This is a genomic window from Pantoea sp. SGAir0430 (assembly GCF_043549295.1).
The window spans coordinates 1,757,041-1,772,175 of the sequence record NZ_CP039427.1; the positions used below are offsets into that span (position 1 = coordinate 1,757,041).

Consider the following 15,135-nt stretch of genomic DNA (forward strand, 5'->3'; position numbering starts at 1 on the left):
GGCTTACGCCGTGCGCTGTTTTCCGCTATGGTATGGCGCTATCAGTGTGCCGCTGAAATCAGCGGCCGCAGCCGGTTTCTATCATCATCGAAACATTAAGCATTAAGGAGTAAAGCTATGGCCGTAACTAAGCTGGTTCTGGTGCGCCACGGCGAAAGCCAGTGGAATCAGGAAAACCGCTTCACCGGATGGTACGACGTGGATCTGTCCGACAAGGGTCGCACCGAAGCCAAAGCAGCCGGTCAGCTGCTGAAAAAAGAAGGTTTCGTGTTTGATTTTGCCTACACCTCAGTGCTGAAGCGTGCCATCCACACTCTGTGGAACGTGCTGGATGAGCTGGATCAGGCCTGGCTGCCGGTCGAGAAAACCTGGCGTCTGAACGAGCGCCACTACGGTGCGCTGCAGGGTCTGGACAAAGCGGAAACCGCTGCAAAATATGGCGACGATCAGGTGAAACAGTGGCGCCGCGGCTTTGCCGTTACGCCGCCAGAGCTGGATCGTAACGACGAGCGTTTCCCGGGCCACGACCCGCGCTACAAATCCCTGACCGACGCGCAGCTGCCAACCACCGAAAGCCTGGCACTGACCATCGATCGCGTGATCCCATTCTGGAACGAGAGCATTCTGCCGCGCATCAAGAGCGGTGAGAAAGTGATCGTTGCCGCGCACGGTAACTCACTGCGCGCGCTGGTGAAATACCTCGATAACATGAGCGAAGATGAGATCCTCGAACTGAACATCCCAACCGGCGTACCGCTGGTGTATGAGTTCGATGAGAACTTCAAGCCAATCAAACATTACTATCTGGGTGATGCCGACGAGATCGCAGCGAAAGCCGCCGCCGTTGCTAACCAGGGTAAAGCGAAGTAAGTTCACGCTGAAACGCAAAAGGCCAGACGCGAGTCTGGCCTTTTTTTATGCCGTGCGCTGCCGTTAGCCGCGACGGGTTTTGATCGCCTGCGCCAGCTGACGCAGCGCTTTTTCCGTGTCGTCCCAGCCAATACAGGCGTCGGTGACGCTCTGGCCGTACACCAGCGGTTTGCCGCTGTCGAGGCTCTGGTTGCCTTCCACCAGGTGGCTCTCAATCATCACGCCGGTAATCGCCTGCTCGCCGCCGGCGATCTGCTGTGCCACGTCTGCGGCCACCACCATCTGACGCTGGAACTGCTTGCTGCTGTTGGCGTGGCTGAAGTCGATCATCACCTGTGGACGCAGGCCCGCTTTTTCCAGCCCGGTTTTCACCGCCGCAACGTGTTCCGCACTGTAGTTCGGCTCTTTGCCGCCGCGCAGAATGATGTGGCAATCTTCATTACCGCTGGTTTCGACAATCGCCGAATGACCATATTTGGTGACCGACAGGAAACAGTGCGGCGCGCTGGCAGCGCCGATGGCATCGATCGCCACTTTGATGGTGCCGTCAGTGCCGTTTTTGAAGCCGACCGGACAGGAAAGCCCGGAGGAGAGCTCGCGGTGCACCTGCGACTCGGTGGTGCGCGCACCAATCGCGCCCCAGCTCATCAAATCCGCCATGTATTGCGGTGTGATCATGTCGAGGAACTCACCGGCAGCCGGCAGTCCGGTGTCGTTGATATCCACCAGCAGCTTACGCGCCAGGCGCAGGCCGTCGTTAATCTGGAAGCTACCGTCCATGTAAGGATCGTTGATCAGCCCTTTCCAGCCCACCGTGGTACGCGGTTTTTCAAAGTACACGCGCATCACCACTTCCAGCTCACCCTTCAGCTCCTCGCGCAACGTCAGCAGGCGAGCGGCATACTCTTTGGCCGCCTGGGTATCGTGGATGGAGCATGGCCCAATCACTACCAGCAGGCGGTCATCTTCACCGTGCAGAATGCGGTGAATGGCCTGGCGGGCCTGGGCAACGGTTTGAGCAGCGTTATCGGTGGCGGGGAATTTTTCCAGCAGCGCAACAGGGGGCAGTAACTCTTTGATCTCTCTGATGCGTAAATCGTCGTTCTGGTAATCCATACTTATTCCATTCAAATTTCTGGCCCTGCGTACGCCGGGCGCAACCCGTCCAATGTATCCCTTCAGGCACCAGGTGTAAATTATGTCCTGTGCGCCAATGGCTCGCTCAGATTTGCATTTATTCGTTTATGAACTAAGCTTTTTAAACGTAAGCACTGAGGAATGAGGTGCTTTCGCTATTTATATTCATGCCGAACACTCATGACGGAATTAAATTCCGTCGCGGCACGCTTTTTTCGTCAAACAGCACCAGCGGGTGTCACGCGGCAACTATCCATTTATTACAGGAGCATAATGATGAATAAGTTTGCATTGATTTTTCTGACGGCAGCGATGACTTTGGGCAGCGGCGCAGCACTGGCTGCGGATAACAACAACGGCCAGGCGAATGCGTCAGCAGAAGCCGGCGCAGCCGCAGGCGGCGCGAAAGAGAATCTGCCGCCAAATAATGTCGACAATAGCAACATTAATAATGGCAGCATGAACACCAACGGTGCCGCGACTTCCGGTACCACCTCTGGCAATATGTCGGCCAGCCAGGAACACAAAAATACCATGTGTAAAGATGGTCGCTGCCCGGATATGAACAAGAAAGTTGAAACCAAGGAAGGCGGTGGTCACGTTAAACACAAAACTGACGGCACCACGCAGTAATCCTCGCGAAGCGTGATGCAGGGCGAGCTTCGGCTCGCCCTGTTGTTTTTCCCCTGCCCTATTTCCGCTATGCTAACGCTATGAAATTTACAGGAACTGTTTCATGGCCGCGCTGCTGCTTATCGATGATCACCCTTTAGTTGAAGTCGCGCTGGAAGCGGCCTGCCTCAACGCCCCTATTCCATTACAGCTCTACGCCGCCGGTGACGAAGCCCAGGCGCGCCAGCTACTGCAACAGCATCATATTGACCTGATTGTGCTGGATATCGGCCTGCCGGATAGCGATGGTCTGGAGCTGCTGCGCCGTCTGCGTGCGCGCCATCCGCAGTGTCCGGTGCTGATCTACTCGGCCCAGCAGAGCCGCCACACGCTGCTCAGCGCCGCCTCGCTCGGGGCGGCCGGCTATGTGGTGAAGAGTCAAAGCATGGCGCAGTTGCTGAGTGCGATTCTGGCGGTGCTGGGCGGCCAGCAGGCGTTTCCACCGCTGCCGGAGCGCATTGCGCTGCCGCTCACCGAGAAAGAGCAGCAGATTGTGGCGCTGCTGGTGCGCGGGCTGTCGAATATTCAGATTGGCGAACAGCTGCACATCAGCAATAAAACCGTCAGCACCCATAAGAAAAATATCCTCGAGAAGACCGGCGTGCAGTCGGTGGTCGAGCTGGCAGAACTGTGGAAAGCGCAGCAGTGAAACGCTGGCTGCTGCTGTTTGCGCTGTTTTTCAGTCTGCTGGCGCGCGCCGGATTGCAGCCTGCCAGCAGCGTGATGCTGCCCGCCATGATGCCCGCGCCGCACGCCGAGCCGTGGCCGGGAGCGGTGCTGCGCGTGGCGGTGCCGGCGCAAAACAGCGCGCCCTGGGCGATGCGCATTGGCGATCGCATCTGGGGCATTGATGCCGATTATCTCAGCGCCCTCAGCCAGTTGAGCGGCAGCACATTCAGCCTGCACGGCTATCCTGACTTTGCCGCCCAGCTGGCGGCACTGCAGCGCGGCGACGTGGATATGGTGCTGAGCACCCGCCAGCGCGATCTGCCCGCCGACGTACTGACCAGCGAGAGCTGGTTCACCAGTCCGATGCGCATCTACCGCAATCGTGACAATCAGCGCGCGGTGATGTTCAACAGTGATAACGCTCAGCTGACCATCGCCGCCGACACGCTGGCGCAGCTGCCGCAAACCTTTGCACATCGCCACCGCTGGCAGACGCTGCCCGGCAATTTACAGGCGCTGTATGCGCTGCTGAACCAGCAAAGTGACTATCTGGTGGCCGATGAAGCCAGCGCCGGTTTCCTGCTCAGCCAGCTGCAGCAGGGACAGATTTATCAAATCACCGCCGATCCCGGTGCCGGCGAGCTGTCGCTGCGCGCACTGACGCGCGATCCGGCGCTGATTGCCTGGCTCAACCGCCAGCTGCGTTTGCTGCCAGCGGAGTTCAGCAACCGCGTGCAGCAGCGCTGGAGTCCACCGCTGCTGCGCTATCAGGATACGCAGACCCTGATGCTGACGGGCGAAGAGAAACAGTGGCTGGCGCAGCAGGATGCCATTCCTTATGCCGCCGAGAGCGATAACGCGCCGTGGAGCTATCGCGATGCCAGCGGCAACGCGCGCGGCTTCGGGATTGACCTGCTTAACGCGCTGAGCCAGAGCACCGGTCTGCGTTTCACGCCGCGCTGGGTCAATAATCCGCAGCAGGCCGCCAGTCTGTTGCAGCAGCAGCAGGTGATGCTCAACCTGTTACAGCCGCTGTACGGGGACGATGCTAACCGCACCGCGCTGCCGGTGTGGCGCGCCATCTGGGGCATTTACACGCTGTCCGACAGGCAGCCGATGGACTGGTCCGCGCTGCACGCTCAGCGCGTCGGCGTGCTGCGTGGCGATCTGGCGCAGCGTCTGCTTCCGGCTGAGATCGCGCCTCAGCTGTTCGACGATCGCGCCCAGCTGTGGCAGGCCCTCAACACTGGCCAGATTGATGCAGTGGTGGATAACGTGCTGTCGGCGCGCTGGCGCATGGCCAGCCATGAGGGCAACCGCGTGCATCTCGCGTTTGTGGCCAGCGATATCGCCTGGCCGCTGGCGCCGCAGGTGAGCGCTCAGCAGCCGCAGCTGAGCGCCCTGCTCGACCATGCGCTGCAGCAGATTCCGGCGGATACGCTGAACCAGATGCGCGTCAGCTGGTCGCAGCCGCCGCAGCCCGGCACCACCATGACGATGCGCAATGTGCCGCTGCTGATTTTAATTGCGGCCGCCGTGATCATCCTGCTGTTGCTGGTATTGCTGCTGCGCCGTTATCTGCAGCAGCGGCGTGAGCGGTTACAGCGCGAGCAGGCGGAGCGCGCCAACGCCGCTAAAAGCCAGTTTCTCGCCACCGCCAGCCACGAGCTGCGCACGCCGATGCAGGCGATTCTGGGTCTGCTGGAGCTGGAGCAGCAGCAGCATCCGAGCGCGCGGCTCGATTTAATGCACAGCAGCGCCCGGTCGCTGATGACGCTGCTGAACGACCTGCAGGATCATGCGCGTATCGAGAACCACAGCTTCCGCCTGACGCCGCGCCCGCTCGATCTCACGCTATGGCTACAGCAGCAACAGCAGTTTTATCACCCGCTGATGCGCGATGGCGGGCCACAGCTGCACGTGGCGGCGCTGACCCCGCTGCCGGCCAGCGTGATGCTCGACAGCGATCGCCTGCAGCAGGTGGTGAACAATCTGGTGGCCAATGCGCTGAAATTTACCCGCCACGGCGAAATCCGCCTGACGCTGGCGGTCACCGGGGATATCGCGCTGACGGTGAGCGACAGCGGCAGCGGCATTCCGCTCAGCGAGCAGGCGCAGCTGTTTGAACCGTGGTATCAGGCGCCGTCGGGCAAGCGCCATGCGGTGCAGGGCAGCGGCCTCGGGCTGTTTATCTGTCGCGAGATTGTACAGCGCATGGGCGGCACGCTGTCGCTGGAGTCCGCACCGCAGCAGGGCACCACGGTGAGCGTGCGCCTGCCGCTGGAACCCTGTGCGGCGACAGCGGCGGATGACACCACGCACTGGCCGCACTATCCGCAGCTGCGCGTGGCGATTGTCGACGATCACCCGACCAATCTGCTGGTGATGCAGCAGCAGCTGGCGAGCTTTGGCATTACTGCGGCGGTGTTTGAGGATGGCCGCGAACTGCTGCGGGCCGATGCGCAGCAGCCGTTTGATGTGCTGTTTATTGACCAGATGATGCCGCGCCCGGACGGCCTGACGCTGCTGCGCATCCTGCGCCGCCGTCAGCGACAGCGCGTGCAGCCTGCGCTGCGCATACTGTGCTCCGCCGACGTACAGCTGCTGAAACTGCCACTGCAGGCGCACGAAGCGCAGCTGGTTAAGCCAGTGACTCTGCGGGATATTGCACCGCTGCTGGCGCAGGCAGTGCGCGATCCGCTGCAGGTGCTGCCGGATAGCCTGCAGATTCTGGCGCAGCACAATCCGGCTTTCATCCCGCGTATTTGCCACACCCTGCAGCGTACGCTGCAGCAGGATCGTGATGCGCTGCTGCAGGCCAGCGCGGCCGCAGACTGGCCTCAGCTGGCGCGCGCGGCGCACCGCCTGAAAGGCAGCTGGCTGATGCTCGGCATTGACGACGTGGCCGCCCGCTGCCAGCAGCTGGCCGACGCGGCAAAACAGCATCAGCCTGACCGTGACAATCTCAATTTACTGATATCATTAACGAACAGGCTACTTAACCAACTGGAACGTTATGGCACACACTCATTCTCACAGTGAGCACGGCGGCAACCGCACGCGTCTCGCCGCCGCGTTTGGCGTCACCGCGCTGTTTATGGTTGCCGAGGTCATCGGCGGGCTGGTGTCCGGCTCGCTGGCGCTGCTGGCCGATGCCGGACATATGCTCACCGACGCCGCCGCGCTGCTGATGGCGCTGCTGGCCGTGCAGTTCGCCCGGCGCAAACCGAATGCGCGTCACACCTTTGGCTTGCTGCGTCTTACCACGCTAGCCGCGTTTGTTAACGCCATCGCGCTGCTGGTGATTACCGTCCTGATCGTCTGGGAAGCACTGCGCCGTTTTTACCAGCCCGAGCCGATTGAAGGCGGGCTGATGCTCGGCATCGCCATTGCCGGCCTGCTGGCGAATCTGCTGTCGTTCTGGCTGCTGCACCGCGGCAGCGAAGAGAAGAATCTCAACGTGCGTGCCGCCGCGCTGCACGTGCTGGGCGACCTGCTCGGTTCGGTGGGCGCAATCGTGGCGGCAGTGATTATCATGCTAACCGGCTGGACGCCGATCGATCCGATTCTGTCGCTGCTGGTGGCGCTGCTGGTGGTGCGCAGCGGCTGGGCGCTGCTGCGCGAGAGCCTGCACGAGCTGCTGGAAGGCGCACCGACGCATATCGACGTGGATAAGCTAGCGCGGGCGCTGACACGTCACATTGATGAAGTGCGTAATGTGCATCATGTGCATGTGTGGCAGGTGGGCGAAAAGCCGGTACTGACGCTGCACGTACAGGTGATTCCGCCGTACGATCACGACGGCCTGCTGCGACGCATTCATCAGTATCTGCACCAGCATTATCAGATCGCCCATGCCACGGTGCAGATGGAGTATCAGCCCTGCGTCGGCCCGGACTGCGAGTTATGCGAGGAGAGCGGCACGCAGCACGAGCACGCAGCGCTGGAAGGCCACGCGCATCACCACCACTAATGGGACAGCGCGCGCGAACCCTGTTCCCGTGCGCTCTGCATCCACAGACGCGTGCCGTTCAGCGCGATCAGCGTCAGGATGGCGTACTCCAGCGCCATGGCATACACGCCCTGACGCGCAAAGATCATCACGCTGATAACGTTGATCACCACCCACAGCAGCCAGTTCTCGACGTATTTGCGCGTCATCAGGATCATCGCCACAATCGACAGCACCATCATGCAGGAATCCCAGAACGGGAAGGCATCCGGCTGCAGCTGCGGCATTACCACGTTAAGACCGAGCGACTGCATCAGGCCCACCGCGGTGCGCGTGAGAAAAGCGAATACCGGGTCGATATAGCGCGTCATCAGCGCAATGGCGATCACGCAGGCGGCGCCCCAGCCGATGGCTTTCGGCAGCGGCAGCCAGCGGATTTTCAGCGCCGCTTCATGGCTGCTGGTCTGCCGGCTCCACGCGTACCAGCCGTACACGTTGGCAACAAAGAAGAACAGCTGTAGCAGCAGGCTGGCATACAGCTGAATCTGAAAGAAAATCACCGCAAACAGTGTGACGTTAATCAGACCAAACAGGTAGTTGATAATTTTTTCCTGGCTGGCAAGCCAGATACACAGCAGGCCGGCCAGCGTACCGATCGCCTCAATCCATGACAGATCGTAGCCGCCGACGCCGATCGGAATGTGAACCAGAATATTGTGTGTGCTAAAGAAGTCCATCATCTGCACCTGTATGAAAACCGCCTCAGGCGTTCCCTTTCAGCGTAAGTTTGAGTTGTGCTGCAAAGTCTAGCATGCGGTTGAGCGGCAGCAACGCTGCCTTGCGCAGTGCCGCATCGACGTGAATTTCATGCTGCTCGCCGCCGTGTGCCAGTCCTTCAGCGATAGCCTGCAGGCCATTCATCGCCATCCACGGGCAGTGCGCGCAGCTGCGGCAGGTCGCCCCTTCACCTGCGGTAGGCGCTTCCAGTAACTCTTTGTCCGGTACCGCCTGCTGCATTTTGTAAAAGATGCCGCGATCAGTCGCCACAATCATCTGCGGATGCGGCAGCGTTTTGGCGGCCTGAATCAACTGGCTGGTGGAACCGACCGCATCGGCCAGTTCGACAATCGCCTGCGGTGACTCCGGGTGCACCAGCACCGCCGCGTCAGGATAGAGCGCTTTCATGCGCTGCAGCGCCTGGGTTTTGAACTCATCATGCACGATGCAGGCGCCCTGCCAGCACAGCACATCAGCGCCGGTTTGCTGCGTGACGTAACGGCCCAGATGGCGGTCCGGTGCCCAGATGATTTTTTCACCGCGACTGTCGAGATATTCAATCAGCTCAACCGCAATGCTGGACGTCACTACCCAATCGGCGCGTGCTTTTACCGCCGCCGACGTGTTGGCATACACCACCACAGTCCGATCCGGATGCGCATCGCAGAAGCGGTTAAATTCGTCAATCGGGCAACCGAGGTCAAGCGAGCACTCCGCCTGCAACGTGGGCATCAGCACGGTTTTTTCCGGGCTAAGGATTTTGGCGGTTTCGCCCATGAAACGGACGCCGGCCACCAGCAGCGTTTGCGCCGGATGCTGGCTGCCAAAGCGCGCCATCTCGAGAGAATCCGCCACGCAGCCGCCGGTCTCTTCGGCCAGCGCCTGGATTTCCGGATCGGTGTAGTAATGCGCCACCATCACCGCATCGCGTGCTTTGAGCAGGCGTTTAATTTCTTCGATGTAACCGGCTTTTTCCTGCGGGCTGAGGCGCGCCGGTTTCGGCGGGAAGGGATAAATGGCGCTTTCAGCATCAAACATTGCACTCATGACACGGCTCTCGTTTTATCGATTTAACAAAATCGCCCAGCAGGACGATGATGCGGCATTAAATCCGCCATCGTGTTTTATATGCTAAACACAATAGCGGATTACACCGAGCCTGTCGTGTGATTTTTATGCGGGAAGTACCAGCTGCGCGCCAGCCTGCGCCTGTTGTGGGCTTTCCAGCTCAAGCAGAAAAGCTTTTACCGCCAGGCCGCCAGCGAAGCCGGTGAGCTTACCGTTGCTGCCGATAACGCGATGACAGGGTGCCATGATCGACAATGGATTTTTACCGTTGGCAGCCCCGACGGCACGTACCGCTTTCGGGTTGCCAATCTGCTCCGCGATTTGCAGATAGCTGCGGGTTTCACCAAACGGAATGGTGAGCAGCGCCTGCCAGACCTTTTTCTGAAACGCAGTGCCAACGGTGTCGTAAGGCATGTCAAACTGCTGACGCTCGCCGGCAAAGTACTGGCGCAGCTGGCGCTCGGCCTCACAGAGAATCGGATGCTGGTCGTTACGCGCGATCGGTTTGAGCGGCACGCGCTGCGCGCCTTCGTTTTCCCATAAAATGGCTGACAATCCGCGATCCGTGGCAATGAGCGTCAGTTCTCCGACGGGCGTGGTAATGATTTTAGCGTGATACATGTTGCACCTCCGGCGTGGGCTATGCGGATGATTATCGCACTTTTGCGCGGCGAAACTGGCTGTTTTCGGCCATGAGCATAAACTGGTTAGCTGTCCGAAAGCAGCCAGTTTTCCATCCGCACCTGCGCGACGATGGTGTTTATTTGCCGGAGACGATGATGTTTGATCCTGAAATTGCCTATCAGGCGCTGACGGCGCGCGACAGCCGTTTCGACGGGGTGTTTTTTGTCGGCGTGACCTCCACCGGTATTTACTGCCGTCCGATCTGTCCGGTGAAAGCGCCGATGCAGAAGAACTGCCTGTTTTTCACCAGTGCCGAAGCGGCTGAAAAGGCGCACTTTCGCCCCTGCCTGCGCTGTCGTCCCGAGCTGGCACCTGGTTCGGCACCGGTCGATAGCCATCATCGCATCGCCGACCGGCTGATTCGCCGTATCGAAGAAGGCTTACTGGAAGAACAGGAGACGCTGGCTGAGATCGCCAGCGAGTTTGACCTGAGTGAACGCCAGCTAAGACGGGTGATTCAGCAGGAGCTGGGCGTGTCGCCGCTTGAACTGCGGCAAACCCGGCGCATGCTGCTGGCGAAGCAGCTACTGACTGAAACCGCATTGCCGGTGACCGAAATTGCCTATGCCAGCGGTTTTCGCAGTCTGCGCCGTTTTAACGACGTGTTTCAGGCTCGCTATCGCATGACGCCATCGCGTCTGCGTAAGCAGATTCAGACGGAAGCCCTGAATGGTGAGCAGGAGAGCGCCGAACTGCGCCTCAGCTACCGGCCTCCTTATGACTGGGACGCCATCCTCGATTTCCTGCAACAGCGCGTGATGAAGCAAGTCGAGTGGGTCAGCGAGGGCGTTTATCATCGTACTGTGGCGCTCGGTCAGTGTCGTGGCTGGGTACGCATTAGCCATTTGCCGGAGAAGCAGGCGCTGAAGGTGCAATTTACTACCACGCTGACGCCGGTGCTACCTGCCCTGCTGCGCCGCTTGCGCGATCTGTTTGATCTGGATGCACAGCCACAGTGCATAAGCGAGCAGCTTAGCCAGGATCCGCTATTAGCTGCGAGTCTGGCACGCTATCCAGGTTTGCGCGTTCCTGGTGCGTTTGACGGCTTCGAACTGGCGGTCCGCGCCATCCTCGGCCAGCAGGTGACGGTGAAAGCCGCGACGACGCTGAGCAGTCGCGTGGCGGAGCGTTTTGGCGCGCCCCTCACCACGCCGTGGCCTGCGCTCTCCCGCTTACCGCCAGAGGCCGAATCACTGGCTACTGCCACCCTGGATGATATTGCCAGCCTCGGCATTGTGAGCGCCCGCGCGCAGGCGATCCAGGCACTGGCCGAGTCCTGCGCCTCAGGAGCGCTGCGCTTCAATGGCGCGGTTAATCCGGATGTGGTGCAGCAGCAGTTGCTGGCGCTGAAGGGTGTCGGGCCATGGACAGCGAGTTATATCGCCATGCGCGCCCTGCGCTGGCCGGATGCTTTTCCGAAAGAGGACATTGCGATCCGCAACAATCTCGGTGGCGTGAGCGCAAAGGTCGCAGAGCAGATGTCGCAGGTGTGGCGCCCATGGCGCAGTTACGCGGTGCTGCATATCTGGAAGAGCCTGACGCCGGATAAGCGTTAGTGAGATTTGGCATGATGTGGTTGCCAGAATAACTGTAATAGTGCTTTTCAGCCAAAAGGTACGGAGCGGTTGCGTAAAGTCGCCGTAAATACATCCCTGTAGGCTCTGCCGGCGGTTTACTCGCCTCATCCCTGAGGCTCGCCCACTTTGTGGGCCAACGCTACGCGTTGTTCAAAAATGCTCCCGGCATTTTTGTCCATGCGCCGGAAGCTTTACTCCACCGCTCCGTACCCTTCGGCTTCATGTTAACTCTCTGCGCCTTGCTGAAAGCGCTGCAAAACTAAAGCAGCTGAAATGCCTGACAGCCAGAAAAGGCGGGGGCGGAGGAGCGAAGCGTCCGAGCCATGGATGGCGAGGCCGATCCACAGGGATGTGAGGTTCCTTTGCGATCCGCCCCGCCTTATCTGGCCTGAGTACGATCTCAAAGCAACATACCGAACTTCGTAAAAAAGCAAAAAGGCGCCTTTAGGGCGCCTTTCTACATAACTGGTGGGTCGTGCAGGATTCGAACCTGCGACCAATTGATTAAAAGTCAACTGCTCTACCAACTGAGCTAACGACCCGCTCGGGAAGTGGCTTACAACTTTCGACTTGATGGTGGGTCGTGCAGGATTCGAACCTGCGACCAATTGATTAAAAGTCAACTGCTCTACCAACTGAGCTAACGACCCATCAAGGTTGTGAAGCAAACTGAAGTGACATCAAAACTGAATGGTTGAGATGGTGGGTCGTGCAGGATTCGAACCTGCGACCAATTGATTAAAAGTCAACTGCTCTACCAACTGAGCTAACGACCCATCTTCAGTGCTGCCGATACTTGTTAAGATATGTCCCGGCAACGGCGGCATATATTACTGATTTAGCGGGAGGGCGCAACCCTTATTTTCCGCTAAATGTCTCAACTGCTTACCTTTCATGCGGCAAGACCAGAAATCAGACGAAATCCGGTCTTAACTGCAGCAATTACATCGCAGCGAGCCGTTTTTGTGCCTGCTTAGCAGACTCAGAGTTAGGGAACTGTTTGATCACCTGCTGGTAGACCGCTTTCGCTTTCGCTGTATCGTTCTTCTCCTGCATGATCACCCCAACCTTAAACAGCGCTTCCGCCGCTTTTGGCGATTTCGGGTAGTTTTTAACTACAGTGGCAAAATAGTAGGCCGCATCGTCCTTTTTGCCTTTGTTGTAAAACAACTGACCCAGCCAGTAATTGGCATTCGGCTGATAGGTGGAGTCCGGATACTTCTTCACCCACGCCTGCAGCGCAGTAATCGCCTGGTCGTACTGTTTCTTCTCAAGAATCAGCGCGACGGCAGCATTGTAATCGGTGTTGGCATCGCCGGTTTGTGCGGGTGCAGCGGCAGCCGTGTTGCTGCTCCCCGCATCAGCGTTTCCCGCTGCGGCACCGGCTGCTGCATCCGCACCACCGCTGGCCTGCGCACCATTACTGCTGCTCAGACTGTCGATCTGCTGATAAAGCTGCTTCTGCCGCTCAATCACCTGATTAAGCTGATAACTGTTCTGCTGGATCTGCCCGCGCAGCGAATCGATATCGCTTTGGTTATCACTCATCTGCTGCTGCAACTGCTGCAGAAGCTGAGCCTGGGCATTGGAGATACGTTCAAGAGTGGTGACACGGTCTTCGACCGAGCCTGAGCCAACGCTACTGATTGACGCCTGGGCATTAGCGGCCCAGGGGGCCGCTACGCCAACCAGTAACGACAGACTCAACAGATGAAGTCTGAAGTTACTAATCATGTGATTCTCTTAGTAAACCAGTACGGCACGACGGTTTTTAGCGTAAGCCGCTTCGTCGTGGCCCAGTACAGCAGGTTTCTCTTTACCGTAAGATACGATAGACATCTGGTCAGCAGACACGCCTTTACCCTGCAGGTACATTTTAACGGCGTTAGCACGACGCTCGCCCAGGGCGATGTTGTACTCTGGGGTGCCGCGCTCATCCGCGTGACCTTCGATGGTCACTTTGTAAGATGGGTTGCTGCGCAGGAAAGCAGCGTGCTGATCCAGCATCTGAGCGTATTCAGACTGCACGTCATACTTGTCCAGACCGAAGTAAACGATGTTGTTCTGCTGCAGCTGCTGCATCTGCAGACGCGCCTGCTCGTCAGAAGACATGTTGCCGTTCTGGCCAGCGCCAGCGCCGTATGCACCGTCAGCACCCATACCGGTCTGATCGTTGTTGTTGTTTTTGTGAGAGCTACATGCAGCTACCGCGATAACCGGCAGAGCCAGCATCAAACCCTTCAGCACTTTGTTCAGTTGCATTTCTTTATCCTATTATTTTGTTTGCCATACATTTTACTCCCCCGCCAGGCGAGGGAGCGATGCATCACAGATACGGCGACCAGGCAGGGAATTTGACCTGTCCATCAGTTGCCGGAAGACGCGCTTTGAAACGCCCATCGGTTGAAACCAACTGCAACACGGAACCCATCCCCTGAGTAGAGCTATAGATTACCATCGTGCCGTTAGGAGCCAGACTTGGCGTCTCATCCAGGAACGTGTCCGTTATTGTCTGAACGGCTCCCGTTTCCAGATCCTGTTTGGCGACGTGCTGCGCGCCACCGGCGCTGCTGATCATCACCATCGTTTTACCGTCAGATGACACATCCGCATCCTGGTTCTGAGCCCCTTCCCAGGTAATGCGCTGTGGCGTTCCGCCGTTAACGTTAACTTTGTAAATCTGTGGCGCACCGGCCTGATCCGAAGTGTAAGCCAGCGTCTGGCTGTCCGGGAACCAGGTAGGTTCGGTGCTGTTGTAGCGGCCATCGGTCACCTGACGCGTCTGACCAGAGGCCAGATCCATCACGTACAGGTTCAGGCTACCGGTTTTCGACAGGGCGAAGGCCAGCTTAGAGCCGTCCGGCGAGAAGGCCGGCGCACCGTTGTGACGCGGATAAGAAGCCACCTGACGGATAGCGCCGTTGGCCAGCGTCTGCACCACCAGCGCCGATTTACCGCTTTCGAAGGTCACGTAAGCCACTTTGCTGCCGTCTGGCGACCAGGCCGGTGACATCAGCGGCTGCGGCGAACGGTGTACCACAAACTGGTTGTAACCATCGTAGTCAGACACGCGCAGCTCGTACGGGAACTGACCGCCGTTGGTCTGAACCACATAGGCGATACGGGTACGGAACGCGCCTTTGATACCGGTCAGCTTCTCAAACACTTCATCGCTGGCGGTATGCGCGGCATAGCGCAGCCACTGTTTGGTGACTTTATAGGAGTTCTGCGCCAGCACGGTACCCGGTGCGCCACCGGTATCCACCAGCTGATAAGCCACCTGGTAGCTGCCATCGGCGTTCGGCGTCACCTGTCCGACGACCACGGCATCAATACCCAGTGCGCTCCACGCGGCAGGCTGAACTTCCTGTGCGCTGGTCGGCTGCTGTGGCAGACGAGAACGATCCAGCGGGTTGAATTTACCGCTGTTACGTAAGTCTGCTGCGACGATGCCACCAATATCTTCAGGTGCAGCGCCCGGACCGGCCCACTGGAACGGAACCACACCAATTGGGCGCGCGGTATTCACGCCCTGCGTAATTTCAATGCGTACTTCCGCGTGCAGCATCGCTGCCCACAGCAGTACAAAAAAACCTAAGGTTACACGAAGTGCCTGCTTCATCTTATCTCCCTTATCTGAACCTGAGTTCATGATAATTCGCACAGTTCCTGAAAAAACACGAGTACTCATAGAGTACGGCAAGCTAACCTTAGTTCAACCTGCCGTAC

At 58.7% G+C, this 15,135-nt stretch carries 13 protein-coding genes and 3 tRNA genes; 6 read left to right on the top strand and 10 right to left on the bottom strand.

Annotated features, from left to right (window positions below):
* The first annotated feature begins 117 nt into the window (after positions 1 to 117).
* Positions 118 to 870 (top strand): 2,3-diphosphoglycerate-dependent phosphoglycerate mutase, encoded by a 753-nt coding sequence (gene gpmA, locus E7738_RS08455; protein WP_010616013.1) that lies wholly within the window; start codon positions 118 to 120, stop codon positions 868 to 870.
* Positions 871 to 933: 63 nt separating this feature from the next.
* On the opposite strand, the gene aroG is transcribed toward gpmA, so the two are convergent.
* A complete protein-coding gene (aroG, locus tag E7738_RS08460; RefSeq protein WP_021508517.1) occupies positions 934 to 1,986 on the bottom strand; it encodes a 3-deoxy-7-phosphoheptulonate synthase AroG in 1,053 nt (350 codons plus the stop codon).
* A 294-nt stretch (positions 1,987 to 2,280) separates the two neighbouring features.
* On the opposite strand from aroG, the gene E7738_RS08465 reads away from it, so the two are divergent.
* The 4 genes from E7738_RS08465 to zitB all read left to right on the top strand — a co-directional run bounded on the left by E7738_RS08465 (position 2,281) and on the right by zitB (position 7,321).
* Positions 2,281 to 2,640, top strand: coding sequence for a YbgS-like family protein (locus E7738_RS08465; RefSeq protein WP_058757861.1), 360 nt, complete (start codon positions 2,281 to 2,283; stop codon positions 2,638 to 2,640).
* Between the two features lie 103 nt (positions 2,641 to 2,743).
* Positions 2,744 to 3,328 (top strand): response regulator transcription factor, encoded by a 585-nt coding sequence (locus E7738_RS08470; protein WP_021508519.1) that lies wholly within the window; start codon positions 2,744 to 2,746, stop codon positions 3,326 to 3,328.
* Positions 3,310 to 6,390 carry an ATP-binding protein gene (locus tag E7738_RS08475; protein ID WP_394516291.1) on the top strand — a complete coding sequence of 1,027 codons (3,081 nt, stop codon included), beginning with the start codon at positions 3,310 to 3,312 and terminating at the stop codon, positions 6,388 to 6,390. Before E7738_RS08470 ends, E7738_RS08475 begins: the two co-directional genes overlap by 19 nt.
* Positions 6,365 to 7,321 carry a CDF family zinc transporter ZitB gene (zitB, locus tag E7738_RS08480; RefSeq protein ID WP_021508521.1) on the top strand — a complete coding sequence of 319 codons (957 nt, stop codon included), beginning with the start codon at positions 6,365 to 6,367 and terminating at the stop codon, positions 7,319 to 7,321. The genes E7738_RS08475 and zitB overlap by 26 nt, the downstream gene beginning before the upstream one ends.
* Here zitB and pnuC read toward each other — a convergent pair.
* The 3 genes from pnuC to E7738_RS08495 form a co-directional block, all read right to left on the bottom strand.
* Positions 7,318 to 8,037 carry a nicotinamide riboside transporter PnuC gene (pnuC, locus tag E7738_RS08485; RefSeq protein ID WP_021508522.1) on the bottom strand — a complete coding sequence of 240 codons (720 nt, stop codon included), beginning with the start codon at positions 8,035 to 8,037 and terminating at the stop codon, positions 7,318 to 7,320. The genes zitB and pnuC overlap by 4 nt on opposite strands.
* A gap of 25 nt (positions 8,038 to 8,062) precedes the next feature.
* Positions 8,063 to 9,124: a quinolinate synthase NadA gene (nadA, locus tag E7738_RS08490; RefSeq protein ID WP_394516292.1), complete on the bottom strand. Its 1,062-nt coding sequence runs from the start codon at positions 9,122 to 9,124 to the stop codon at positions 8,063 to 8,065.
* A 126-nt stretch (positions 9,125 to 9,250) separates the two neighbouring features.
* Positions 9,251 to 9,766 (bottom strand): methylated-DNA--[protein]-cysteine S-methyltransferase, encoded by a 516-nt coding sequence (locus E7738_RS08495; protein ID WP_021508524.1) that lies wholly within the window; start codon positions 9,764 to 9,766, stop codon positions 9,251 to 9,253.
* Between the two features lie 158 nt (positions 9,767 to 9,924).
* Between E7738_RS08495 and E7738_RS08500 the strand changes: the two genes are divergently transcribed.
* Positions 9,925 to 11,385 carry an AlkA N-terminal domain-containing protein gene (locus tag E7738_RS08500; protein ID WP_394516336.1) on the top strand — a complete coding sequence of 487 codons (1,461 nt, stop codon included), beginning with the start codon at positions 9,925 to 9,927 and terminating at the stop codon, positions 11,383 to 11,385.
* A 487-nt stretch (positions 11,386 to 11,872) separates the two neighbouring features.
* Here E7738_RS08500 and E7738_RS08505 read toward each other — a convergent pair.
* The 6 genes from E7738_RS08505 to tolB form a co-directional block, all read right to left on the bottom strand.
* A tRNA-Lys gene (locus E7738_RS08505) sits at positions 11,873 to 11,948 on the bottom strand.
* A 32-nt stretch (positions 11,949 to 11,980) separates the two neighbouring features.
* A tRNA-Lys gene (locus E7738_RS08510) sits at positions 11,981 to 12,056 on the bottom strand.
* Positions 12,057 to 12,106: 50 nt separating this feature from the next.
* Positions 12,107 to 12,182 (bottom strand) — tRNA-Lys (locus E7738_RS08515).
* A gap of 166 nt (positions 12,183 to 12,348) precedes the next feature.
* Positions 12,349 to 13,140: a cell division protein CpoB gene (gene cpoB, locus E7738_RS08520; RefSeq protein WP_058757869.1), complete on the bottom strand. Its 792-nt coding sequence runs from the start codon at positions 13,138 to 13,140 to the stop codon at positions 12,349 to 12,351.
* Between the two features lie 9 nt (positions 13,141 to 13,149).
* On the bottom strand, positions 13,150 to 13,668 hold the full coding sequence (gene pal, locus E7738_RS08525) for a peptidoglycan-associated lipoprotein Pal (protein ID WP_021508527.1): 519 nt from the start codon (positions 13,666 to 13,668) through the stop codon (positions 13,150 to 13,152).
* A gap of 64 nt (positions 13,669 to 13,732) precedes the next feature.
* Entirely contained in the window at positions 13,733 to 15,028 is a 1,296-nt protein-coding gene (gene tolB / locus E7738_RS08530) for a Tol-Pal system beta propeller repeat protein TolB (RefSeq protein ID WP_021508528.1), read from the bottom strand.
* Positions 15,029 to 15,135 lie beyond the last annotated feature (107 nt).